Origin of the sequence: Actinomadura scrupuli (assembly GCF_050971785.1) — a bacterium.
GTDB classification, from domain to species: domain Bacteria; phylum Actinomycetota; class Actinomycetes; order Streptosporangiales; family Streptosporangiaceae; genus Actinomadura_E; species Actinomadura_E scrupuli.
Genome location: NZ_JBPCCU010000004.1, coordinates 248,841 through 271,160 on the forward strand (window position 1 = coordinate 248,841; position 22,320 = coordinate 271,160).

A 22,320-nucleotide genomic window follows, 5' to 3' on the forward strand; every position below is an offset into this window, starting at 1 on the left:
GAGGCCGACCGCCGTCCCTCCGGCGCCGCCGGATCCGAAGCAGAGGAGCCCGCAGTGACCTATCGCGTCGTGCAATGGAGCACGGGCAACGTCGGCCGGCACGCGCTGGCCGGCATCGATGCCCGTCCGGATCTGGAGCTGGCCGGGGTCTGGGTGTCCAACCCGGCCAAGGTCGGCAAGGACGCCGGTGAGCTCGCCGGTCTCGGCCGGGAGCTGGGTGTGGCCGCCACCGGCGACGCGGAGGCGGTGCTGGCACTGCGGCCCGACTGCGTGGTCTACACGGCGATGGCCGACGTCCGGATCTTCGAGGCGCTCGAGGACCTGGCCATGATCCTTCGCTCCGGCGCCAACGTGGTCTCCAGCAGCCCGGTGTTCCTGCAGTTCCCCGACGGGGTGGTGCCGGCGGAGATGTCCGACCCGATCCGGGCCGCGGCCGCCGAGGGCAACTCCTCGATCTTCGTCAACGGCATCGACCCCGGCTTCGCCAACGACTGGCTGCCGCTGTCGCTCACCTCGATCAGCGAGCGCATCGAGGAGGTGCGCTGCCTGGAGGTGCTCAACTACGCGACGTACGACCAGGGCACGGTGCTGTTCGACATCATGGGGTTCGGCCGGCCCCTGGACGACATTCCGATGCTGCTGCAGCCCGGGGTGCTCACGATGGCCTGGGGCAGCGTCGTCCGGCAGCTCGCCGCAGGGCTGGGGGTGGAGCTCGACGGCGTCGAGGAGTGGTTCACCCGGCTGCCCGCGCCGGAGACCTTCCAGGTCGCCTCCGGCCCGATCGAGAAGGGCACCGCGGCGGCCCTGCGGTTCGAGGTGCGCGGCATCGTGAACGGGCGCCCGGTCATCGTGCTGGAGCACGTCACCCGGCTCCGCGACGACCTCGGGCCGGACTGGCCGCGGCCGGCCGGCGCCGGCTGCTACCGCGTGGTGGTGACCGGAGAGCCCAACTACACGCTCGACCTGCAGCTGCTGGGCACCGACGGTGACCACAACACGGCGGGTCTCAAGGCCACCGCGATGCGCCTGGTGAACGCGGTGCCGGCCGTCGTCGAGGCCCCGCCCGGCCTGCTGAGCGCGCTGGACCTGCCGCTGGTGACGGGCCGTGGCCTGATCCGCTGACCTGACGACGTGGGTGCGAGTGTGAGCTGACACACAGCAGGCCCCCTGACCAAACCGCGGCGCCCTTCCGCTCCGAAGAAGGAAGCGACGGGCAACGGTGAGGTAAAGGGGGCCTGATGGGTGTCGTGGGCGCTCGGCGGCGGATCGCGGTCATCGGCGGGGGCGTGTCCGGGCTGACGGCCGCCCACGTCCTGCGGCGGTCCTGCGACATCACGCTGTACGAGGCCGACGACCGGCTCGGCGGCCACGCGCACACCCACGACCTGGGCGCGCACCGGGTCGACAGCGGCTTCATCGTGCACAACGAACGCACCTACCCGCAGCTCGTACGGCTCTTCCGCGAACTGGGCGTCACCACGCAGGACGCCGAGATGAGCATGTCGGTGAGCTGCCGGGGCTGCGGCCTCGAGTACGCCGGAGCCCGCGGCCCGGCGGGGCTGTTCGCGCGGCCGGGTTCCCTGGTCAGGCCCGCCTACCTGCGGATGCTCGCCGAGATCCCGCGCTTTCACCGCCGCGCCCGCGCCCTGCTGGCCGGACCCGACTCCGGCCGTACGCTCGCGGAGTTCCTGCGCGCCGGCCGGTTCTCGCCGTACTTCGTCCGGCACTTCGCGATCCCGCTGGTCTCCGCGGTGTGGTCCTGCGGGCCGCCGGCGGCGGGCGGCTACCCGGCCCGATACCTGTTCGCCTTCCTGGCCAACCACGGGATGCTGTCGGTTACCGGGGCGCCGCAGTGGAAGACCGTCACCGGCGGTTCCCGCGGCTACGTGGAGCGGGTCGCCAAAGGGCTCGGCGCGGTGCTCACCGCCACCCCGGTGCGGGCGCTGCGGCGGCTCGCGACCGGCGTCGAGGTACGCGACGGCGACGGCGGGGCGCGCCACTTCGACGGAGCGGTCGTCGCGACCCACCCCGGCCAGGCGCTGCGGCTGCTGGCCGATCCGACCCCGGCCGAACGCGAGGTGCTCGGCGCCTTCACCTACTCCCGCAACGCGACGGTGCTGCACACCGACGAGAGCGTGCTGCCCCGGGCCAGGGCCGCCCGGGCCTCCTGGAACTACGCCATGGCCTCCTGCGACGCGGCCGGGCGGGCACATGTCTCCTACGACCTGACCCGGCTCCAGCGGCTGGACGCGGGCCCCTACCTGGTCACTCTCAACGGCGACGTCCCCGACGAGCACGTCATCACCAGGATGGCGTACGAGCATCCGGTCTTCACCCGGGCCTCGGTCGCCGCACAGCGGCGGCTGCCCGCGCTGAACGACGGCACCGTCGCCTACGCGGGCGCCTACCACGGCTGGGGATTCCACGAGGACGGGTGCCGGTCCGGGGTCGAGGCCGCCCGCTCGCTGGGGGAGCGATGGTGACCGTCCCCGCCCTGTACGAGTGCGTGGTCACCCATGTCCGGCCGGGGCCGGTGCGCAACGCGTTCCGCTATGGCACCTACCTCTGGCTGGTCGACCTCGACGCGCTGCCCGGCAACCGCCTGCTGGCCTCGTTCGAGTCCCGGGACCACGCGGGCTCGCCCCGCCGCACCATCCGCGCCAACCTGGAGGACTTCCTCGGCGGGCACGGGGTGGACCTGCGCGGCGGCCGGATCCTCATGCTCACCAACGCCCGGGTGCTCGGGCACGTGTTCAACCCGCTGACCGTCTACTGGTGCCACGACCCCCGCGGTGCGCTCGCCTGCGTGGTCGCCGAGGTGCACAACACGTACGGCGGACGGCACCGCTACCTGCTGCGCCCCGACGCCGCCGGCCGGGCCCGGACCGCCAAGGAGTTCTACGTCTCGCCGTTCTACCCGGTCGAGGGCGCCTACCGGATGAGCCTGCCGGTCCCGGCGGCCGACCTCGCCCTCACGATCGCCCTGCACCGTGACGGCGAGCGCCCCTTCGTCGCGGGGCTGCGCGGCCGTGGCCGGCCGGCCACCCGCCGGGCCCTGCTGGGGATGGCGCTGCGGCACCCGGCGGCACCGCTGGCCGCCGCCGCCCGGATGCGGCTGCAGGGCATCCGGCTCTACCTCCGCGGCCTTCCGATCGTCCCCCGCCCGTCGGCCGGCGTTCCCGCCGGCGTCCAGCAGAGAGAACGAGCATGACCACCATCCTGGGTAACGACGCCCGGCATTGGCCCGCGCTCGCGGTGGTTCCCGGGTCGCGGATCCGGGCGACCGTGGCCCGGAGGCTGTTCACCCGGGCCGTGACCGGGCTGCCGGTCACCGTGCTGCTGCCCGGCGCCGTGCTCGGCGCCGGCGGCCCGCAGATGCGGATCGTGCGGCCGGGGCCCTTCTTCGCGCGGCTCGGAGCCGACGGGCTGATCGGGTTCGGCGAGTCCTACATGGCGGGCGACTGGCGGTCCCCGGACCTGCCGGGCCTGCTCACCGCCTTCGCCACCCGGATGGCCACGCTGGTGCCGCCGCGGTTGCAGCGGCTGCGGCCGCTGGCCGTCCGGCGCCCGCCGCCCGCCGACGACGGCACGATCGAGGGGGCCCGCCGCAACGTCCAGCGGCACTACGACCTGTCCAACGCGCTGTTCGCGGCGTTCCTCGACGAGAGCATGACCTACTCCGCGGCGCTGTTCGACGTGGACTACGGGGGCGGGGTCATCGCCGGTGACCTGGCGGCCGCCCAGTACCGCAAGATCGACCGGCTGCTCGACCTCACCGGGGTCGGGCCGGACTCGCGGGTGCTGGAGATCGGTACCGGCTGGGGCGCGCTCGCCGTCCGGGCCGGCGCGCGCGGCGCCCGGGTCCGGTCCGTCACGCTCTCGGCCGAGCAGCGGGACCTGGCGCGCCGCCGGGTCGCGGAGGCGGGCCTGGCCGACCGGGTCGCCGTCGACCTGTGCGACTACCGCGAGGCCACCGGCAGGTACGACGCGGTCATCAGCATCGAGATGGTCGAGGCCGTGGGCGCGCGGCACTGGCCCGCCTATTTCGGGGCGCTGGAGGGGGTGCTGGCCCCCGGCGGCCGGGCCGGGCTCCAGTCGATCACGATGCCGCACGACCGGATGACGGCCTCCCGCGGCACCTACACCTGGGTGCAGAAGTACATCTTCCCCGGCGGGCTCATCCCGTCCGCCCAGGCGGTGCGGGAGAGCGCGGAGTCGGCGGGACTGCGGGTCGCGGACCGGTTCGCCTTCGGCCCGCACTATGCCGAGACCCTCCGGCTCTGGCGGCGGAGCTTCCTCGCCGCCGCCGGCGAGGTGGCCGGACTCGGTTTCGACGACACCTTCCGCCGCATGTGGGAGCTCTATCTCGCCTACTCCGAGGCGGGCTTCCGGTCCGGCTACCTCGACGTCCAGCAGTTCCTGCTGACCCGACAGGGGGATCCACGATGACCGCCACGACCCGCACTCCCGCCGACGCCACCCGGACCGGCGGCGTGGCCCGCCTGCTGGAGCCGGTGGTCCACGGGCTGTTCGGCGGCGCGCCGCCGGTCCGGCTGCGCGCCTGGGACGGCAGCACGCTCGGCCCCGTCGGCGGGCCGGTACTGGTGCTGCGTTCCCGCGACGCCCTGCGCAGGCTGCTGTGGAACCCCGGCGAGCTCGGCGTCGCCCAGGCGTACGTCACCGGCGAGCTCGACGTGGAGGGCGACCTCGCCGACGGGCTGCGCCGGGTGCGCGCCGCCACCGCCGGACGGCGGCCACGGCCCACCCCCCGGCTGGTGGCCGGCGCCGTACGCGCCGCGCTGGCGCTGGGCGTGGTCGGCCCGCCCCCGGCGCGCCCCGCCACCCAGGCGCGGCTGTCCGGCCGGCCGCACAGCGCGCGGCGGGCCCGCGCGGCGATCTCGCACCACTACGACCTGTCCAACGACTTCTACGCGCTGATCCTCGATCCCGCCATGGCCTACTCGTGCGCCTACTGGGCCCGCGACGCCATGACCCTGGAGGAGGCCCAGCGCGCGAAACTGGACCTGATCTGCCGCAAGCTCGGTTGCGGCCCGGCATGCGGCTGCTCGACGTCGGCTGCGGGTGGGGCTCCCTGATCGTGCACGCCGCCCGTGAGTACGGCGTGCACGCCACCGGGGTCACCCTGTCCGCCGAGCAGGCCGGGCTCGCCCGCGAGCGGGCCGCCGGGCTCGACGTGGAGGTCCTGTTGCGCGACTACCGGGAGGTCCGCGCCGAGCCCGGTGACGGCCCCTACGACGCCGTCGCGTCGGTCGAGATGGGCGAGCACGTCGGCCGGGACGACTACCCGGTCTACGCGGCGGCGCTGCACCGGCTGGTCCGCCCCGGCGGCCGGGTGCTGGTCCAGCAGATGTCGCGGGCCGGGCGCGCTCCCGGCGGCGGTGCCTTCATCGAGAACCACATCGCCCCCGACATGCACATGCGCCCGGTGGGCGAGACCGTCGCGCTGATCGAGCGGGCCGGGCTGGAGGTCCGGGACGTCCACGCCCTCCGCGAGCACTACGTGCGCACCGTCCGCCGGTGGCATGCCACGTTCGAGGCGCGCTGGGACGAGATCGTCGCCCTGGTGGGGAGGGAGACGGCGCGCGTGTGGCGGCTGTACCTGGTCGGCGGTGCGCTCGCCTTCGAGGAGGGCCGGATGGGCGTCGACCAGATCCTGGCCGTGCGCCGGGCCTCCGGCGGCCGCGGGGACGGCACCGGCACCGGCGTCGGCGGGACTCCGGCGGACCGGGAGGGGTGGCGATGAGCTCCTTCGCCCTCGCACCGTTCCTGTGGAACCTGCCGCTGACGGCGGTCACCGTCGCCGTGGTCCTGGCGATCACCTACGCGGTCGCGTTGCGGGCCGGCCGGCACAGCGTCATCGACGTCGCGTGGGGCCTGGGGTTCGCCGCGGTGGCGCTGGTGACGTGCGCGGCGTCCGCCGGTCAGGCCGAGGGATCCCGCCGGTGGCTGATCACCGCGCTCACCGTGGTCTGGGGCGTACGGCTCGCCGCGCACGTCGCCTGGCGTTCCCGGGGCAAGGGCGAGGACCGGCGCTACGAGGAACTGCTGAGCCGGGCTCCGGGGGACCGGAACCGGTACGCCCTCCGCAAGGTCTACTTCCCGCAGGGCGTCGTCCTGTGGTTCGTCTCGCTGCCGGTGCAGGTGGCGATGTACGCGGGCGGGCCCGCCGGGCGGCTGCTGCTGGTCGGCGCGCTGATCTGGGCGGCGGGATTCCTCTTCGAGACGGTCGGGGACTTCCAGCTCGCCCGGTTCACCGGTGATCCGGCCAACCGCGGCGAGGTCATGGACGGCGGGCTGTGGCGCTACACCCGCCACCCCAACTACTTCGGCGACGCCCTGGTCTGGTGGGGGATCTTCCTGGCCGCCTGCGACCAGTGGCCCGGGGCGCTGACCGTCCTGTCCCCGGTGCTGATGACCTGGCTGCTGGCCAGGGGCACCGGCAAGCCGCTGCTGGAGCGGAGCATGGAGCGCACCCGCCCGGGCTATGCCGGCTACGCGGCGCGTACCAGCGGCTTCGTCCCGTGGCCCCCGCGCCGGCCGGGCCCGGAGGAGTAGGCCACCGGGACCTGCGAGGCGAGCCGGTGGGCAGCGTCGGGAAAGTTTTCTTGGCAGTTCTCTTTCCGACGCCGCGTTGACATGGGGAGCACTCAGCGTAGCGTTGTGATCACGGAAAGTGAAGCTCGCTGAGGGGGTGTCGCGATGTGCCTGCTGCCCGATCTGGAGGCGGCCGTGCCCGACGCCTTCTCCCGGCGGGAGAAGTGCGCCGGTGAGCTCGCGGGCGACGCCGGGCGCGTGGCGTTCGCCTGCCGGGACATGGCCTCGCGGTTCCATCGGGGCGGCAAGCTGCTGGTGTTCGGCAGCGGATCGGCCGGCAGCGACGCGGCCCACATCGCGGTCGAGTTCATGCACCCGGTCACGGTCGGCAAGCGGGCGCTGCCCGCCATGGCACTGGCCGGTGACGGCGGCGGCGTCACCGGGATCGGGGCGCGGGCGGGTCTCGCCGAGATCTACGCCCATCAGCTGCGGCACTTCGCCGCCGCCGCGGACATCGCCCTGGGCCTGTCGTCGGACGGGCGGTGCGCCGCCGTCGCCCGGGGACTGGAGGTCGCCCGGGAGCTCGGCCTGCTCACCGTGGCGCTGCTCGGCGGCGACGGCGGCGACCTCGTGGAGCCGGCCACGGTGGACCACGTGCTGGTGGTGCGCTCCGCCGACCCCCTCGTGGTCAAGGAGGTCCACGTCACGATCTACCACGTGCTCTGGGAACTGGTCCATGTGTTCCTCGACCAGCCCGGCGTCATCGGGCCGGAGGTGGTCGTGTGAAAGACCAGTGCGCTGGTGGCACCTGCGTCACCTGCTCCGACGAGGCGCTGCCGGTACGCGTCGTGGCGCTGCTGCCCGGCGGTCTCGCCGTCGTCGACGCCGGGGGCCGCACCGAGGAGGTCAGCGTCGCGCTCGTCGACGCCCCGGTGGGCGCGACCGTCCTGGTGCACGCGGGAGAGGCCATCGCCGTGATCGGAGACGCCGGATGACCGACCACCCGCAGGTCCCGGTCGTCCCCGACGGCATGCAGGACCTCTACCCGTTCCTGTACGCCCACGAGAGCGACTCCGGCACCGTGCTGGCCGAGGCGGCCCGGTCGACCGCGGCCAAGGCGGCCGAGATCGTACGGCTGCGCCGGGAGGTCGCCGGGCTCTACGCGGCCGACCTGTCGGCCTGCGCCCGTGCCATGGCCTGCCGGTTCGCGGCCGGGGGGCGCCTGTTCACGTTCGGGAACGGCGGCAGCAGCACCGACGCGCAGGGATTGGCCGCCACGTTCCTGCATCCGCCGATGGGCCGGCCGCTACCGGCGGTGTGCCTCGCCTGTGACGTCGCCGTCGTCACGGCCCTGTCCAACGACATCGGGTTCGATGTCGTGTTCGCACGTCAGATCGCGGCGTTCGGGCGGCCCGGCGACATCGCACTGGGGCTGTCCACCAGCGGGGGTTCCCCGAACGTCGTGCAGGCGTTCGAGGAGGCCGCCCGGCGCGGCCTGCTCACCATCGGCATGGCCGGCTACCACGGTGGCCGGCTGACCGAACTCGAAATGATCGACCACCTGTTCGTCATCCCGTCGTCCTCGGTGCACCGCATCCAGGAGGCCCAGACGACCGTCTACCACGTGCTGTGGGAGCTGACGCTGCGGGCGATGGCGGAGCAGAAGGTCGCAGCCGCAGGCTGCCCGGCGTGGGGAGGCGAGGTGCCATGACCGAGTCCGCGACGCGTACCGAGAGCGTGGAGAGCCAGGAGCCACTGGTCCATCTGCTGTGGATCAACGCCGGCCTGAGCTGCGACGGCGACTCGGTGGCGCTCACGGCGGCCGCCCAGCCCAGCATCGAGGAGATCGCCCTCGGAGTACTGCCGGGGCTGCCCAGGCTGGCGGTGCACTGGCCGCTCATCGACTTCGAGAGCGGGCCGGAGCAGGGCGCCGACACCTTCATCCAGTGGTTCCACAAGGCCGACCGCGGTGAGCTGGACCCCTTCGTGCTGGTCATCGAGGGTTCCATCCCCAACGAGTCGATCAAATCGGAAGGCTACTGGTGCGGGTTCGGCAACAACCCGGAGACCGGGCAGCCGATGACCACCAGCGAATGGCTGGACCGGCTGGCGCCCAAGGCCACCGCGGTGGTCGCCGCGGGGACCTGCGCGACGTACGGCGGCATCCACGCGATGGCCGGCAACCCGACCGGCGCGATGGGCGTGCCCGACTACCTCGGCTGGGACTGGAAGTCCAAGGCGGGCGTACCGATCGTGTGCGTGCCCGGCTGCCCGATCCAGCCGGACAACCTGTCGGAGACGTTCGTCTACCTGCTCTACCAGCTCACCGGCCAGGCCCCGATGATCCCGCTGGACGACAAGCTGCGGCCCACCTGGCTGTTCGGCGCGACGGTCCACGAGGGCTGCGACCGGGCCGGCTACTACGAGCAGGGCGACTTCGCCAAGGAGTACGACTCGCCGAAGTGCCTGGTCAAGCTGGGTTGCTGGGGGCCGGTCGTGAAGTGCAACGTGCCCAAGCGGGGATGGATGAACGGCATCGGCGGCTGCCCGAACGTCGGCGGCATCTGCATCGCCTGCACCATGCCCGGCTTCCCCGACAAGTTCATGCCGTTCATGGACGAGCCGCCCGGCGCGCGGGTCTCCTCCACGGCCAGCGCGCTGTACGGCGGGGTCGTCCGCGCGCTGCGCGGCGTCACGCTCAGGACCGTCGACAAGGAGCCCCGCTGGCGCCACAAGGGCGAGCGGCTGACGACCGGATACCGGCCCTCGTGGGCCGGAAGGGAGTCCAGATGACCGAGCGCACCGGGACCGGCGACGGCCTGGTCGAGATGGCGTGGGACCCGATCACCCGCATCGTGGGCAGCCTCGGCATCTACACCAAGATCGACTTCAAGCAGAAGACCGTCGCCGAGTGCTACAGCACCTCGTCGATCTTCCGCGGCTACAGCATCTTCATGAAGGGCAAGGACCCCCGGGACGCGCACTTCATCACCAGCCGCATCTGCGGGATCTGCGGCGACAACCACGCCACCTGCTCGGTCTACGCACAGAACATGGCCTACGGAGCCCGGCCGCCGGCGCTGGGGGAGTGGATCCTCAACCTCGGCGAGGCCGCCGAGTACATGTTCGACCACAACATCTACCAGGAGAACCTGGTCGGCGTGGACTACTGCGAGCGCATGGTCCGCGAGACCAACCCCGCGGTGTGGGAGCTGGCCAAACGCACCGAGGCTCCGCACGCCGACGCGCACGGCTACAAGACCATCGCCGACATCATGTCGTCGCTCAACCCGCTGGAAGGCGAGTTCTACCTGGAGGCCCTGCAGGTCAGCAGGGTCGCCCGGGAGATGTTCTGCCTCATGGAGGGGCGCCACGTCCACCCCTCCACCGTCTACCCGGGCGGGATGGGCACGGTCGCCTCCGTACAGCTGTTCACCGACTACCTGTCGCGGCTCATGCGGTACGTCGAGTTCATGAAGCGGGTCGTGCCGATGCACGACGACCTGTTCGACTTCTTCTACGACGCCCTGCCCGGCTATGAGGAGGTCGGCCGGCGGCGCATCCTGCTGGGCTGCTGGGGGAGCCTCAACGACCCGGCGCACTGCGACTTCGACTACCGGAACATGTCGGAGTGGGGCCGCAGGATGTTCGTCACCCCGGGCGTCATCGTCGACGGCAGGCTCGTCACCAACGACCTCGTGGACATCAACCTCGGCATCCGGATCCTGCTCGGCAGCTCCTACTACCAGGACTGGGAGGAGCAGGACGTCTTCGTGACCAGGGATCCGCTCGGCAACCCGGTCGACCGGCGGCACCCGTGGAACCAGCACACCATCCCGCGGCCGGCCAAGCGCGACTTCGCCGGCAACTACAGCTGGGTGATGTCGCCGCGCTGGTTCGACGGCACCGACCACCTGCCCCTCGACACCGGCGGCGGCCCGATCGCCCGGCTCTGGTCGACGGCCCTGTCCGGCCTGGTGGACAACGACTACGTCCGGGCCACCGGGCACAGCGTGGTCATCAATCTGCCGCGCACGCTCACCAAGCCGGAGGTGACGTTCGAGTGGCACATCCCCCGGCGCAACGGGGAGCCGATCAGCAACACCCTCGAACGCAACCGGGCCCGGACCTACTTCCAGGCCTACTCGGCCGCGATCGCCCTGCACTTCGTCGAGATGGGCCTGGCCGAGCTGCGCGCCGGGCGCACCCAGACCTGGGCGCCCTTCACGGTGCCGGAGGAGGCCATCAGCTGCGGGTTCTCCGAGGCCGTCCGCGGCGTCCTGTCCCACCACATGGTCATCCGGAACGGCAAGATCGCCAACTACCATCCGTACCCGCCGACGCCCTGGAACGCCAGCGTCCGCGACGTCCACGGAGTGCCGGGACCGTACGAGGACGCGGTCCAGAACACGCCGATCTTCGAGGAGAACCCGCCGGAGACCTTCAAGGGCATCGACATCATGCGGACGGTGCGCAGCTTCGACCCCTGCCTGCCGTGTGGCGTGCACATGTACGTCGGCCCGGGTCAGGTGCGCCAGAAGCTGCACAACCCGACGGCCTACGGCGAGATGACCTGAGCCGATGACCGATCTCCGCGACGCCGAGTCGCGCCTCGAGGAACTGCTGGCCGAGCTCGGCGGGCGGCCGGACGTACGCGAGCGCGCCGACGAGCTGGTCCGGCTGCTGATCGACCTCTACGGCGAGGGGCTGACCCGGATCACCCGGCTGCTGCCGGCCGCCGAGCTCGAACGGCTGGCCGCCGACGACCTGGTGGCCAGCCTGCTGATCCTGCACGACCTGCATCCGCACTCGACCGCGGACCGGGTGCACCTGGCGCTGGAGAAGGTCCGGCCCTATCTCGGGTCGCACGCCGGCGGCGTCGAGCTGCTCGGCGTGGGAGACGACGGGGTGGTACGGCTCCGGCTGGAGGGCGCCTGCGACGGTTGCCCCTCGTCGGCGGCGACCGTGCGGGACGCCATCGAGCGGGCCGTCCTGGACGCCGCGCCCGAAGTGGCCGAGGTCCGGGTGGACGGGGCCGAACGCGAGCCCGCGCTGCTGCAGATCCTGCCGCGCCCGCCGCGCGAGTGCCCCGCCCCGCTGCGGGACGGGCTCCGGCCATGAGCGGTGCCACCGGCCTGCGCCGCTTCCGGCGACCGCCCGCAGAGCCGCCCGCCGCCGCGCCGGCCGCCGGGCCGGTCGCCGGGCCCGCCGCATCGCCGGCCGGGCAGCGGCCGGCGCGGGAGCGCTGCGAGATATGCGACCGCCCGATCGGGTCCGCGCACGGTCACCTCGTCGACGTGCACATCCGCGGCCTGATGTGCGCCTGCAGGCACTGCTACCTGCTGTTCACCCAGGAGGGGAGCGCGGGCGGACGGCTGCGCGCCGTACCCGACCGCTACCTCTACGACCCGTCGTTCACCCTCACCGACGACCAGTGGGAGCGGCTGCAGATCCCGGTCGGCATGGCGTTCTTCTTCCGCAACTCGGCGCTCGACCGGTTCGCCGCCTTCTACCCCAGCCCGGCCGGGGCCACCGAGTCGCTGCTGCCGGCCGGCGTCTGGAGCGAGATCCTCGCCGCGAACCCGGCGGTCCCCGACCCCGAACCCGACGTGGAGGCCCTGCTGCTGCGCAGGCGGGAGGGCCGGGTGGACTGTCATCTGGTGCCCATCGACGCCTGCTACGACCTGGTCGGCCGGGTCCGGACGCACTGGCGGGGGTTCGCCGGCGGCGCCGAGGCATGGCAGGAGATCGAGGACTTCTTCGCCCGGCTGCGAGAACGGAGCCGCACTCCATGAACGACTTCGTCTTCGACTTCGACTGCCTCGGCTTCCGGGCCGAGCCGTACGCCGCGGCGCCCATGCTGGTGTTCCGGCTGCGGATCAGGGAGGTCTCGGGGCGGCCGGTCCGCGCCATCGCACTGCGCTGCCAGCTGCGGATCGAGCCGGCCCGGCGCCACTACACCGACACCGAGGCCATCCGGCTGGCCGGCCTGTTCGGCGAGCGCGCCCGCTGGGGCGACACGCTCAAGCCGCTGCAGCTCGCCGTGCTGCCGGTCATGGTGCCGGCCTTCACCGGCTCGATCGAGGTCGACGTCCCGCTGCCGTGCTCGTACGACCTGGAGGTCGCCACCGGGCAGTACTTCCACGCCCTCGACGACGGCGAGATCCCGCTGCTGATGCTCTTCAGCGGCACCGTCTTCACCCCCGACGGCATCGCCCCGATCCCCTGGGACCGGGAGTGCCACCACCGCATGCCGGTGGCGGTGTGGCGCGACCTCATGGAGATGTACTTCCCCGGCGGCGGCTGGCTCCGGCTCACCAGGGAGACGCTGGACGCGCTGCAGGACTTCAAGCACCGCCAGGCCATCCCCACCTGGGACGGGGCGGTCACCGCGCTGCTGAGGGAGGTGCCGGCCGATGAGCTTTGAGGCCGCGCGCAGAGTCGCCGACGCCGTGCTGCTGGAGGGGTACGTCCTCTACCCCTACCGGGCCTCCGCGCCGAAGAACCGGGTGCGCTGGCAGTTCGGGGTGCTGGCACCGCCCGGCGCGGACCCCTCGGAGACCTCGTTCGCGCAGACCGAGTGCCTCGTCACGCCGGGGGAGGTGCCCGCGCTCGATCTGCGGGTGCGCTTCCTCCAGGTCAGGACCCGCGAGGGCGAGCCGCCCTGGGACGAGGGCGCGGTACGCGAGATCGACGCGCACACGCCGCTCCGCCCCGGCACCGAACGGCTGATCCCGTTCGACCTGCCCGCCGACGCCGGGACCGGCGCGCGGCGGACCCGGCCGCTGACGGGGCTCATCAAGGTCGCCACCGAACCGGTCCCGGGGCCGAACCGGCTGTTCCGGGTCCGGGTGCGGGTCGAGAACCGCACCGCCTGGCGGGGCGGGCCGCGCGAGGAGATGCTGCGGCACTCGCTGGTCGCCGCGCACACGCTGCTCGCCGTGCAGGACGGCGGGTTCCTGTCGCTCACCGACCCGCCCGGCTGGGCGGCGGCCGCCGCGGCCGAGTGCCGCAACCGGCACACCTGGCCGGTGCTGATCAGCGCGGACACCATGCTGTCGTCTCCGATCATTCTCTACGACCACCCCGAGATCGCCCCGGAGAGCACCGCCGACCTCTGCGACGCGACCGAGATCGACGAACTGCTGGTGCTGCGCACGATGACGCTGACCGACGAGGAGAAACGCCAGGCCAGGGCCACCGACCCCCGGGCCGCCGCGATCGTCGACCACGCGGACACGATCCCACCCGAGATCCTCGAGCGGCTGCACGGCGCGATCCGCACGGTCTCGCGGGAGCCGGCCGGCGACGTGCCCGCCACGCCCTGGTGGGATCCGGCCGCGGACCGCTCGGTGTCCCCCGACACAGACGGGGTCGAGGTGGCGGGCGGCATCGCGTCCCGCGGCGTACAGGTCCGCATCCGGCCCGGGCGGCGCCGCGGTGACGTCCAGGACATGTTCCTGCACGGCCGTACGGCCACGGTCGCGGCGGTCCTGCGCGACGTCGACGGGGCGACGCATCTGGCCGTCACGATCGACGACGACCCGGGGGCCGACCTCAACGCCGCCACCGGCCGGTTCCGCTACTTCGCCCCGGACGAGGTGGAGCTGCTGTGAACCGGAGCGAGGCCGGCGGCGCCTCCGGGCCCGCCGGAGCCGGCCGGAGGAGCCCGTGAAGACGCTGGTGGCGGGGGTCGGCAACATCTTCCTGGGCGACGACGGCTTCGGCGTGGAAGTGGCCCGCAGGCTGTCGGGGGATCCGGCGCGGGACGGGGTCCGGGTCGCCGACTACGGCATCCGCGGCCTGCATCTCGCCTACGAACTGCTGGACGGCTACGACGCCCTGATCCTGGTCGACGCCGTTGACCGGGGCGGCCCGCCGGGCACCGTGTACGTCATCGAGCCCGGTCCGGTGGGCCTGGGCACCGGCCAGGCCGGAAGCGAGACCGGCCGTGCGACGGGCGGCGACAGCGGGTGCGAGACCGGGGGCGCCGCCGGGGCCGGGAGCCGGGGCGAGGCCTGCGGTCCGGTGGACGGGCACGGCCTGACTCCCGAGGCGGTGCTGAGGATGCTCGCGTGGCTCGGCGGCGGGCTCGACCGCGTGCTGGTGGTGGGCTGCCAGGTCGCCGACGTGGGTGAGGGCATCGGGCTCAGCCCGCCGGTCGCCGGCGCGGTCGACGACGCGGCCGGCGTGGTCCGCGGCCTGCTCGACGATCTGCTCGACGACCTGCGGGGCGAGCCGCGCCACGAGCCATGCGACGAACCGCGGGACGGGCCGCGCCATGAGCCGCGGGACGAGACGACCGGAAAGGCGGGTCCACCGTGCTCAAGAAGTTTCTGATGGCCGCCCTGCTGGCAGGGCTGGTCTGCCTGATCGTCCAATCGATACCGGACATCCGCCGGTATCTGCGGATAAGGAGCATGTGATGCACGAGATCGGGTTATGTGAGGCCCTTCTCGACGCCGTCGAGAAGCGGGCCGCCGGGCGGCAGGTGACCGGCCTGCGGGTCCGCATCGGCAGCCGGCACCGGGTGGCCGAGCCCGCGCTGACCCAGGGGTTCGAGCTCATCGCCGCCGGGAGCGTCGCCGACGGGGCCGCCATCGAGCTCGTCACCGTGCCGGGCGACGAGTTCGTCCTCGAATCCATCACGGTGGGAGAGGGACATGTGCCTCGGGATCCCGGGTGAGATCGTCGAGTTCCTCGTCGACCAGCCCGATCTCGCCCGGGTGAGCGTCAGCGGCGTCAAGCGGGCCATCAACGTCGGCCTGCTCGCCGACGAGGACCTGAAGCCGGGCGACTGGATCCTGATCCATGTCGGCTTCGCCCTGTCCAAGATCGACGAGGCGGAGGCGAAGGCCGCCATGGACTTCCTGGAGGGCATCGGCCTGGCCTACGAGGAGGAGATCGCCGCGCTCCGTGACTCGAGGATCGAATGATGCGCTTCGTGGACGAATACCGGGACGCGGACAAGGCGCGGGCGCTGGCGGCGCAGATCGCGGGCCTGTGCGAGCCGGGGCGGCACTACAAGTTCATGGAGGTGTGCGGTGGCCACACCCACACCATCTACAAGCACGGGCTGGAGGATCACCTGCCCGAGCAGGTCACCCTGGTGCACGGGCCGGGGTGCCCGGTCTGCGTGATCCCGATGGGCCGCGTCGACGACGCCGTCCACCTCGCGGCCCGGCCGGACGTGATCATGACGTCCTTCGGCGACATGATGCGGGTGCCGGGTGGTGACGGCTCGTTCCTGGACGCCAAGGCGGCGGGGGCCGACGTCCGGATGGTGTACTCGCCGCTGGACGCGCTGAAGACGGCCCGGCAGAACCCGTCGAAGCGGGTGGTGTTCATGGCCATCGGCTTCGAGACCACCGCGCCGTCGACCGCGATGACCGTGCTGCGCGCCGCCGCCGAGGGGCTCGGGAACTTCTCGGTCTTCTGCAACCACGTGACGATCATCCCGGCGGTCAAGGCGATCCTGGACTCACCGGATCTGCGCCTGGACGGGTTCATCGGCCCCGGTCACGTCTCGACGGTGATCGGCTGCCGGCCGTACGACTTCATCGCCCGCCGCTACCGCAAGCCGCTGGTGGTGGCCGGCTTCGAGCCCCTGGACATCCTGCAGTCGATCTACCAGCTCCTGCTGCAGCTCCGGGAGGGCCGCTGCGAGGTCGAGAACCAGTACGCCCGGGTGGTGCCGTGGGAGGGAAACCTCAGGGCGCTGCAGGTGATCAATCAGGTGATGGAGCTGCGGCCGCACTTCGAGTGGCGCGGCCTCGGGTTCATCTCGCATTCGGCGTTGCGGATGCGCGAGGAGTACGCGGCCTTCGACGCCGAGCGGATCTTCCAGGTGCCGGGGGTACGGGTCGCCGATCCCCAGGCGTGCCAGTGCGGTGAGGTGCTCAAGGGCGTGCTGAAGCCGTGGGAGTGCAAGGTCTTCGGGACCGCCTGCACCCCCGAGACGCCGATCGGCACCTGCATGGTGTCCTCGGAGGGGGCCTGCGCGGCGTACTACAACTTCGGCCGCTTCACCCGTACCCGGCTGGACCGGGCGGTGCCGGCCGGGCCCGGCGGCGGCCCGGCCGGTCCGTACGGCGGCGTTCCGGGCGGGGCCCGGGGCGACGAGGGGGGCCGGCGGTGAACGGCGGGGCGACGGCGACCGGCGGCTCCGGCCGCGAGCAGCGGGTGCTGGACCGCATCGACCGGGTCCGGCGGCGCCGGGCGCGGGTCACCGATGAGCTGATCACCATGGCGCACGGCGCGGGCGGCAAGGCGACCCACACCCTCATCGAGGCGGTCTTCCTGGAGGCGTTCCGCAACCCGCTGCTGGAGCCGCTGGACGACCAGGCGGTGTTCGCGGTGGGGTCGCCCCGGCTGGCCTTCACCACGGACTCGTACGTCGTCTCGCCGCTGTTCTTCCCCGGCGGGGACATCGGCGACCTGGCGGTCAACGGCACCGTCAACGACCTCGCCATGTCCGGCGCCCGGCCGCTGCACCTGTCGGCCGCCTTCATCCTGGAGGAGGGCTTCCCGGTCGCCGACCTCGTCCGCATCGCCGCGTCCATGGCGCGGGCCGCCGCCGCCGCGGACGTGCGGATCGTCACCGGCGACACCAAGGTCGTCGAGCGCGGCAAGGCCGACGGCTGCTATGTCACCACCGCGGGGGTCGGCGCGCTCGAGCATTCCGGCACGCTCGGGGCCGCCCGGGCCAGGCCGGGCGACGCCGTCCTGGTGTCCGGGCCGGTCGGCGACCACGGCACCACCATCATGCTCGCCCGCGGGGAGCTGGACCTGGAGGGCGACGTGGTCTCCGACACCGCGCCGCTGGGCGGGCTGGTGGCCGCCCTGCTCGCCGGCACGAGCGGCGTACGGTGCCTGCGCGACGCCACCCGCGGCGGGGTCGCCACGGTTCTCAACGAGGTCGCCCGTGCCTCCGACGTCGCCGTCGTGATCGACGAGACGGCCGTCCCGGTCCGTCCCGAGGTGCGGGGCGCCGCGGAGATCCTGGGCATCGACCCGCTCTACGTCGCCTGCGAGGGCCGCATGATCGTCGTCGTGGACGGCGCGCAGGCCGGGGCGGCGCTGGCCGCGCTGCGCGCCCATCCGCTGGGCGAGCGGGCGGCCGTCATCGGGCGGGTCGCGGCCGATCCGCCCGGGCTCGTGCTGCTCAAGACCGAGTTCGGCGGCACCCGCATCGTCGACGTCCTGATCGGCGACCCGCTGCCACGAATCTGCTGAGGAGGCACCATGAAGGATCCGGCCGTCCCGCCGCACGACAAGGGCGAGGACCAGCCCGTCCAGAAGGACCCGATCTCCCGCTCCAGCCACGTGCAGTCCGAGGAGGCGGTCGAGGGCGAGGGCGAACCCACCGAACACGAGGCCGGCACCGAGCCGGAGTCCCCGCACGCCGTGGGCGAGAGCGTGGCGCCGGGCGGTGAGGAGGGCGGCGGCGAGCCCGAGGGCGTTGAGGGCGCCGGCCGTCGGCCCTACGGCACCGCCGAGGGGCCGGCGAGCACCGCTCCCGTGGAGCCGCGGGAGGAGGAGGACGACTGAGCCCGGCCGGGCGGCGTCGAGCCGGGGCGCACCCCGTCCTCGGCCGGAACGGAACGGGCCCGCCCGCGGGCGGGCCCGGCGCCGGGGCGTCCCCCGCTCAGCCTCGGCCGAGGGCCGAGTCCCACGGGTCGCCCGAGCCGGACGGCGACGGGATCGTGATGAGGTCCAGCGAGGTGACCGGGCCGGAGTGCTCGGGCACCTCCCCGCCCAGCCGGAACGGAACGGTTCCGCCCGCGGGCACGTCCGTGACGAACGCGGTCTGGCCGCCGACCAGCCGGCCCTGCCGGTTGCGGAAGAGCGCCGTCACCGCCACCTCGTCCGCCGCGGCCGGGTAGGGGTTCACGAGCTCGCCGGTCACCGAGCAGGACCGGCCGCGCACCAGGAACCGTACGTCCCGGTAGCCGAACGCCGGGAAGTCCTCCGGCTGGGCGGGGGTGGGATACCAGTCGGCGGGTTTGGGCGCGACCTCGAGGGTGTGCGGCGGCCCCTTGGTCCGCATCGAGCTCGCCCACGCGATCCGGCCGCCGGGCGGGAAGAGGTGCAGGACCTGGTCGCCGGTGCCCACGATGTGGCCGTTCTGGTCGCGGGCGGTGATCTGGATCGCGGGCTGCTCGCAGTAGTGGCGGAGGTTGGTGTTCTCCAGGACCACGGCCCACAGCACCACGTGCCGTCCGGGCTCGGCCTCCGGGACGAACGAGCTCCAGCCCAGCTCGGCCACCCCGAACGACCGGACCTCCTGCCGCTGCGGGGCCGTCGAAGGCCCCGCGGACCGCTGCTCGCGGGGCGCGGACGCCGGTGGGGAGGTGCCCGCGGGCTGGGTCTGGGGTGTCCCGATCACCCGGCCGGGCGGGTCGGCTCCGGCGGGTGCCTGGACCGGTTCGAGCCCCAGCTGCCGGGTGGCCCACTGGACGGCCCCGGTGTCGGGTCCGTCGATCTCCAGGAAGGGCGGCAGGCCGGGCCATTCGGCCAGGTTGAAGGTGAGGGCGTGCAGCCGCCACTCCTCGCGGTGGCTCTCCTGCCGGCGGGTGACCTCCAGGCCGAGCTCCTCGATGATGCGCTGGGCGATCCCGAAGTCGGCGACGGCCACCTCCAGCTCCGCGGGCCGCCCGCCGGAGTCGGCCACGGCACCGCCGCGGGTGAAGGTCAGCACGTGCTGCGCGCCGTCGGAGCGCACGCTCGCCCAGGCGCCGCGGGCCCGGGTCGCGTCGTTCTCCAGGACCACTCGGCGGACGAGACGGCGGGGAGAGACGCACGTGGCGTTCAGCCCCACGAGCCGGTGCCGGATCAGTTCCAGATCAACGTCGAAGAACCGCGCCTCGTGCCCCTGTTGCATGTAATCCCCTCCGCTGCGCCTGCGTGCGTGTTCATCGTGGCGCAGCCGAGGCCCGGCGATCAACGGCTTCGGGCGGCGGGAGTGCGCGCGGCTTCAGAACGGCTCGTTGCTGTGACGGACAGGCTCCGTACGGCGGTGACATCGGGCTACGACCGGGGCCGCGTCACCGGCAGCAGGACGTCGTCGACGAGGGAGACCAGGAAGTCGTCGGGGATGTCCATGCTCTCGGTGAGGCAGTGGTACATCACCATCGCCGGGCCGACGCGGGAGATCTGCGGGGTGACCGCCTCGGGGCGCACCTCGCCGCGTTCCGCACCGCGTCGCAGCGCGTCGAGGATCATCTGCCTGAGCGGCCCGACGACGCGTTCGCGGACCACGGAGTGCAGCAGGAACGAGCTCTCGTCGGCCTCGATCTTGAGTACCTGGAAGACCGCGCCCTTGGTGACCGCGGTGACGTCGCGGTAGCAGCGCATCAGGGCGAGCAGGTCGTCGCGGACGTTGTCGTACTCGGGTATCTCCGACGGCACGGGCAGGGCGTGCTCAAGGGCCTCGCGCAGCAGGTCGTCCTTGGTGGCCCACCGCCGGTAGAGCGCGGCCTTGCCGGTCTGCGCGGCGGCGGCGACGCCCTCCATGGTCAGCTTGGCGTAGCCGACGGCGCCGAGCTGCTCGAAGACCGCGTCGAAGATCGCCTTTTCCAGCGCGTCGCCGCGTCGGCGGGTGGCCGGGGTCACGGGCGGTTCCCGAAATTTAGTGAACGCAACCGTTCCCTCCATGGCCCGCACATGTTACGGTCAGCGCTAGTAGACGGATCCGTTCCTTATATCCGTGCCGCTGGCCTCTTCATGTTAGTGGACTTCCCCGTACCGTAACCCCCTCCCGGAGGTCTCCTTGCCGACGCCGTCCACCGCCCGCCCGCGCGAGGCCCGTGCGCCGGGCCTCGCCACCCGCACCGCCCGTCCCGGCCTCGTACTGGCCGTCATCGTCGGCTGCCAGCTGATGATCGGCCTGGACACGGCCATCGTCACCATCGCCCTGCCGGAGGTCCAGCGCGGGCTGCACGTGTCCGCGACCGGCCTGGCCTGGATCCAGAACGCCTACATGCTGACCTTCGGAGGCCTGCTGCTGCTCGGCGGGCGCGCCGGTGACATCCTGGGCCGCCGCCGCGTCTTCGTCGCCGGCGTGGCGGTCTTCACCCTCGCCTCCCTGCTCGGCGGCTTCGCCACCGCCGGCGGGTGGCTGGTCGCCGCGCGTGCTCTGCAGGGGCTCGGCGCGGCCATCGCCGGGCCCAGCGCGCTGGCCCTGATCGCCGTCAGCTTCGAGGGGCCCGCCAGGGTCCGGGCACTGAGCATCTTCTCCGCCGTGACCGGCGCGGGCGGCGCCATCGGCATGCTCGCCGGTGGCGTCCTCACCGACTGGGTCTCCTGGCGGTGGGTGTTCTTCGTCAACGTGCCGCTCGGCGTCGTCCTCGCCCTGCTCGCCCCCCGGTGCATCCGCGAGACCGAGCGGCGTCCGGGCCGGTTCGACGTCGCCGGCGCGCTCGCCTCCACCGGGGGCATGCTCGCCCTGGTGTACGGGTTCATCCGGGCCGGTTCGGACGGCTGGCGGGACGCCCGGACCCTGGTCTCGTTCCTCCTGGCCGTCGTGCTGCTCGGCCTGTTCCTGGTCATCGAGACGCGGGCCCGCCAGGCGATCGTGCCGCTGCACCTGTTCGCCGACCGCGAGCGCGCCGGGGCCCTCGCCAACATGCTGCTGCTGTGCGCGGGCATGTTCGGGATGTTCTACTTCCTCACCCAGTTCCTCCAGGAGGTGCTGGGATTCGGCCCGCTCCGGGCGGGGGCCGCGTTCCTGCCCATGGTGGTCATGCAGTTCGCCTGCGTGCGCACCGTGCCCCGGCTGCTGCCGAGGTTCGGCCCCAAGCCGGTCGTCGTCACCGGAGCCGTGCTGGTCACCACCGGGCTGGCCTGGCTGTCCCAGATCTCCGACGGCAGCGGGTACGCCACCTCGGTGCTCGGCCCGATGCTGCTCATGGGCATGGGCGGCGGCCTGGCCATCATGCCGCTGAACCTGGTCATCCTGTCCAGCGTGCCGCCGCAGGAGTCCGGTGCGGCGTCTGGTCTGGCCCAGACCATGATCTGGGCCGGTGGCGGGCTGGGGTCCGCCGTGCTCGTCACCGTCTTCGGCACCGCGAGCCGGCACGCGGCAGGGCGGCTGCCGGCCGGCGTCGGCTCGGCGGCCCGGCAGCACCACGTCCTGACCGAGGGCATGGCGGCCGCGTTCGCCGCCGCCGCCGTGTTCGCCGTGTGCGCGCTGATCGTCTCGCTGACGGCTATCCGGGCAAAGCGGGCATGAGCCTTCCTCGGGCTTGAGCATGAGCAGGCGGTTCCGCGGGCAGGTCTCCCCAGCAGACCGAGATCATGAGAAGGGAGACGGCAGATGCTGTACGGCAAAGAGCACGTCAAGCGCTATGTGGAGACCGATGGCGAGGAGGGGCACGACTGGGAGGGCACGCAGACGCTGATCCTCACCACGAAGGGCCGTAAGAGCGGGCAGCCGCGCAGCAACCCGCTGATCTACCAGCCGTACGGGGACGACCTGCTGGTGGTGGCCTCCAAGGGCGGCGAGGACAAGCCGCCCGCGTGGTACCTCAACCTGCAGGACGACCCGGAGGTGCAGGTGCAGGTCAAGGGGGACAAGTTCACCGCGCACGCGCGCACCGCGACCCCGGAGGAGAAGCCGGACATGTGGCGGACGATGGTCAGCACCTGGCCCGCCTACGACGAGTACCAGCAGAAGACCAAGCGGGAGATCCCCGTCGTGGTACTGGAACGCGCCTGAACAACGGGATACCTGCGAGGCCTTCTACCTGGTTTCCCTCTCGTCCT

25 protein-coding genes and 1 pseudogene are annotated in these 22,320 nt (G+C 72.8%); 24 read left to right on the forward strand and 2 right to left on the reverse strand.

Annotated features, from left to right (window positions below):
- Window positions 1-54 precede the first annotated feature (54 nt).
- The 22 genes and pseudogenes from ACRYCC_RS20310 to ACRYCC_RS20415 all read left to right on the forward strand — a co-directional run bounded on the left by ACRYCC_RS20310 (window position 55) and on the right by ACRYCC_RS20415 (window position 18,105).
- A complete protein-coding gene (locus ACRYCC_RS20310) occupies window positions 55-1,122 on the forward strand; it encodes an NAD(P)H-dependent amine dehydrogenase family protein (RefSeq protein ID WP_433814296.1) in 1,068 nt (355 codons plus the stop codon).
- A gap of 116 nt (window positions 1,123-1,238) precedes the next feature.
- Window positions 1,239-2,483: an NAD(P)/FAD-dependent oxidoreductase gene (locus ACRYCC_RS20315; RefSeq protein ID WP_433814298.1), complete on the forward strand. Its 1,245-nt coding sequence runs from the start codon at window positions 1,239-1,241 to the stop codon at window positions 2,481-2,483.
- A complete protein-coding gene (locus ACRYCC_RS20320) occupies window positions 2,477-3,211 on the forward strand; it encodes a DUF1365 domain-containing protein (RefSeq protein ID WP_433814300.1) in 735 nt (244 codons plus the stop codon). Before ACRYCC_RS20315 ends, ACRYCC_RS20320 begins: the two co-directional genes overlap by 7 nt.
- A complete protein-coding gene (locus ACRYCC_RS20325; protein WP_433814302.1) occupies window positions 3,208-4,449 on the forward strand; it encodes a class I SAM-dependent methyltransferase in 1,242 nt (413 codons plus the stop codon). Before ACRYCC_RS20320 ends, ACRYCC_RS20325 begins: the two co-directional genes overlap by 4 nt.
- Window positions 4,446-5,764, forward strand: a pseudogene (locus ACRYCC_RS20330) (class I SAM-dependent methyltransferase). Before ACRYCC_RS20325 ends, ACRYCC_RS20330 begins: the two are co-directional and overlap by 4 nt.
- A complete protein-coding gene (locus ACRYCC_RS20335) occupies window positions 5,761-6,576 on the forward strand; it encodes a DUF1295 domain-containing protein (protein ID WP_433814304.1) in 816 nt (271 codons plus the stop codon). The pseudogene ACRYCC_RS20330 and the gene ACRYCC_RS20335 overlap by 4 nt, the downstream one beginning before the upstream one ends.
- 144 nt (window positions 6,577-6,720) lie before the next feature.
- Window positions 6,721-7,341, forward strand: coding sequence for a D-sedoheptulose-7-phosphate isomerase (locus ACRYCC_RS20340; RefSeq protein WP_433814305.1), 621 nt, complete (start codon window positions 6,721-6,723; stop codon window positions 7,339-7,341).
- Window positions 7,338-7,550, forward strand: coding sequence for a HypC/HybG/HupF family hydrogenase formation chaperone (locus ACRYCC_RS20345; RefSeq protein ID WP_433814306.1), 213 nt, complete (start codon window positions 7,338-7,340; stop codon window positions 7,548-7,550). The genes ACRYCC_RS20340 and ACRYCC_RS20345 overlap by 4 nt, the downstream gene beginning before the upstream one ends.
- Window positions 7,547-8,266, forward strand: a complete 720-nt coding sequence (locus tag ACRYCC_RS20350) for a D-sedoheptulose-7-phosphate isomerase (RefSeq protein WP_433814308.1) — start codon at window positions 7,547-7,549, stop codon at window positions 8,264-8,266. Before ACRYCC_RS20345 ends, ACRYCC_RS20350 begins: the two co-directional genes overlap by 4 nt.
- Complete coding sequence (locus ACRYCC_RS20355) at window positions 8,263-9,348, forward strand: NADH-quinone oxidoreductase subunit B family protein (protein WP_433814310.1); 1,086 nt, start codon at window positions 8,263-8,265, stop codon at window positions 9,346-9,348. The genes ACRYCC_RS20350 and ACRYCC_RS20355 overlap by 4 nt, the downstream gene beginning before the upstream one ends.
- Window positions 9,345-11,132 carry a nickel-dependent hydrogenase large subunit gene (locus tag ACRYCC_RS20360; protein ID WP_433814311.1) on the forward strand — a complete coding sequence of 596 codons (1,788 nt, stop codon included), beginning with the start codon at window positions 9,345-9,347 and terminating at the stop codon, window positions 11,130-11,132. Before ACRYCC_RS20355 ends, ACRYCC_RS20360 begins: the two co-directional genes overlap by 4 nt.
- 4 nt (window positions 11,133-11,136) lie before the next feature.
- On the forward strand, window positions 11,137-11,676 hold the full coding sequence (locus tag ACRYCC_RS20365) for a NifU family protein (protein WP_433814313.1): 540 nt from the start codon (window positions 11,137-11,139) through the stop codon (window positions 11,674-11,676).
- Window positions 11,673-12,350 (forward strand): DUF5947 family protein, encoded by a 678-nt coding sequence (locus ACRYCC_RS20370; protein ID WP_433814315.1) that lies wholly within the window; start codon window positions 11,673-11,675, stop codon window positions 12,348-12,350. Before ACRYCC_RS20365 ends, ACRYCC_RS20370 begins: the two co-directional genes overlap by 4 nt.
- Window positions 12,347-12,982 carry a DUF6084 family protein gene (locus ACRYCC_RS20375; RefSeq protein WP_433814317.1) on the forward strand — a complete coding sequence of 212 codons (636 nt, stop codon included), beginning with the start codon at window positions 12,347-12,349 and terminating at the stop codon, window positions 12,980-12,982. The genes ACRYCC_RS20370 and ACRYCC_RS20375 overlap by 4 nt, the downstream gene beginning before the upstream one ends.
- Window positions 12,972-14,171, forward strand: a complete 1,200-nt coding sequence (locus ACRYCC_RS20380; RefSeq protein ID WP_433814318.1) for a hypothetical protein — start codon at window positions 12,972-12,974, stop codon at window positions 14,169-14,171. Before ACRYCC_RS20375 ends, ACRYCC_RS20380 begins: the two co-directional genes overlap by 11 nt.
- Window positions 14,172-14,226: 55 nt before the next feature.
- A complete protein-coding gene (locus ACRYCC_RS20385; RefSeq protein ID WP_433814320.1) occupies window positions 14,227-14,895 on the forward strand; it encodes a hydrogenase maturation protease in 669 nt (222 codons plus the stop codon).
- Window positions 14,895-14,981, forward strand: coding sequence for a DUF6893 family small protein (locus ACRYCC_RS20390; protein ID WP_433815024.1), 87 nt, complete (start codon window positions 14,895-14,897; stop codon window positions 14,979-14,981). Before ACRYCC_RS20385 ends, ACRYCC_RS20390 begins: the two co-directional genes overlap by 1 nt.
- Entirely contained in the window at window positions 14,981-15,241 is a 261-nt protein-coding gene (locus ACRYCC_RS20395; RefSeq protein WP_433814322.1) for a hydrogenase/urease maturation nickel metallochaperone HypA, read from the forward strand. The genes ACRYCC_RS20390 and ACRYCC_RS20395 overlap by 1 nt, the downstream gene beginning before the upstream one ends.
- Complete coding sequence (locus tag ACRYCC_RS20400) at window positions 15,219-15,491, forward strand: HypC/HybG/HupF family hydrogenase formation chaperone (protein ID WP_433814324.1); 273 nt, start codon at window positions 15,219-15,221, stop codon at window positions 15,489-15,491. Before ACRYCC_RS20395 ends, ACRYCC_RS20400 begins: the two co-directional genes overlap by 23 nt.
- Entirely contained in the window at window positions 15,488-16,693 is a 1,206-nt protein-coding gene (gene hypD, locus ACRYCC_RS20405) for a hydrogenase formation protein HypD (protein WP_433814326.1), read from the forward strand. The genes ACRYCC_RS20400 and hypD overlap by 4 nt, the downstream gene beginning before the upstream one ends.
- Window positions 16,690-17,790, forward strand: a complete 1,101-nt coding sequence (gene hypE / locus ACRYCC_RS20410; protein ID WP_433814327.1) for a hydrogenase expression/formation protein HypE — start codon at window positions 16,690-16,692, stop codon at window positions 17,788-17,790. Before hypD ends, hypE begins: the two co-directional genes overlap by 4 nt.
- 9 nt (window positions 17,791-17,799) lie before the next feature.
- Window positions 17,800-18,105 carry a hypothetical protein gene (locus ACRYCC_RS20415; protein ID WP_433814329.1) on the forward strand — a complete coding sequence of 102 codons (306 nt, stop codon included), beginning with the start codon at window positions 17,800-17,802 and terminating at the stop codon, window positions 18,103-18,105.
- A 97-nt stretch (window positions 18,106-18,202) separates the two neighbouring features.
- Here the strand turns inward: ACRYCC_RS20415 and ACRYCC_RS20420 are convergent, their stop codons facing one another.
- Both ACRYCC_RS20420 and ACRYCC_RS20425 read right to left on the reverse strand, forming a co-directional pair.
- A complete protein-coding gene (locus ACRYCC_RS20420) occupies window positions 18,203-19,438 on the reverse strand; it encodes an FxLYD domain-containing protein (RefSeq protein ID WP_433814331.1) in 1,236 nt (411 codons plus the stop codon).
- A gap of 146 nt (window positions 19,439-19,584) precedes the next feature.
- On the reverse strand, window positions 19,585-20,169 hold the full coding sequence (locus ACRYCC_RS20425; RefSeq protein WP_433814333.1) for a TetR-like C-terminal domain-containing protein: 585 nt from the start codon (window positions 20,167-20,169) through the stop codon (window positions 19,585-19,587).
- Window positions 20,170-20,326: 157 nt separating this feature from the next.
- Here ACRYCC_RS20425 and ACRYCC_RS20430 point away from each other — a divergent pair, with 157 nt between their 5' ends.
- Window positions 20,327-21,787 (forward strand): MFS transporter, encoded by a 1,461-nt coding sequence (locus ACRYCC_RS20430; RefSeq protein WP_433814334.1) that lies wholly within the window; start codon window positions 20,327-20,329, stop codon window positions 21,785-21,787.
- 84 nt (window positions 21,788-21,871) lie between these two features.
- Window positions 21,872-22,273, forward strand: coding sequence for a nitroreductase family deazaflavin-dependent oxidoreductase (locus ACRYCC_RS20435; protein ID WP_433814336.1), 402 nt, complete (start codon window positions 21,872-21,874; stop codon window positions 22,271-22,273).
- Window positions 22,274-22,320: the final 47 nt, after the last annotated feature.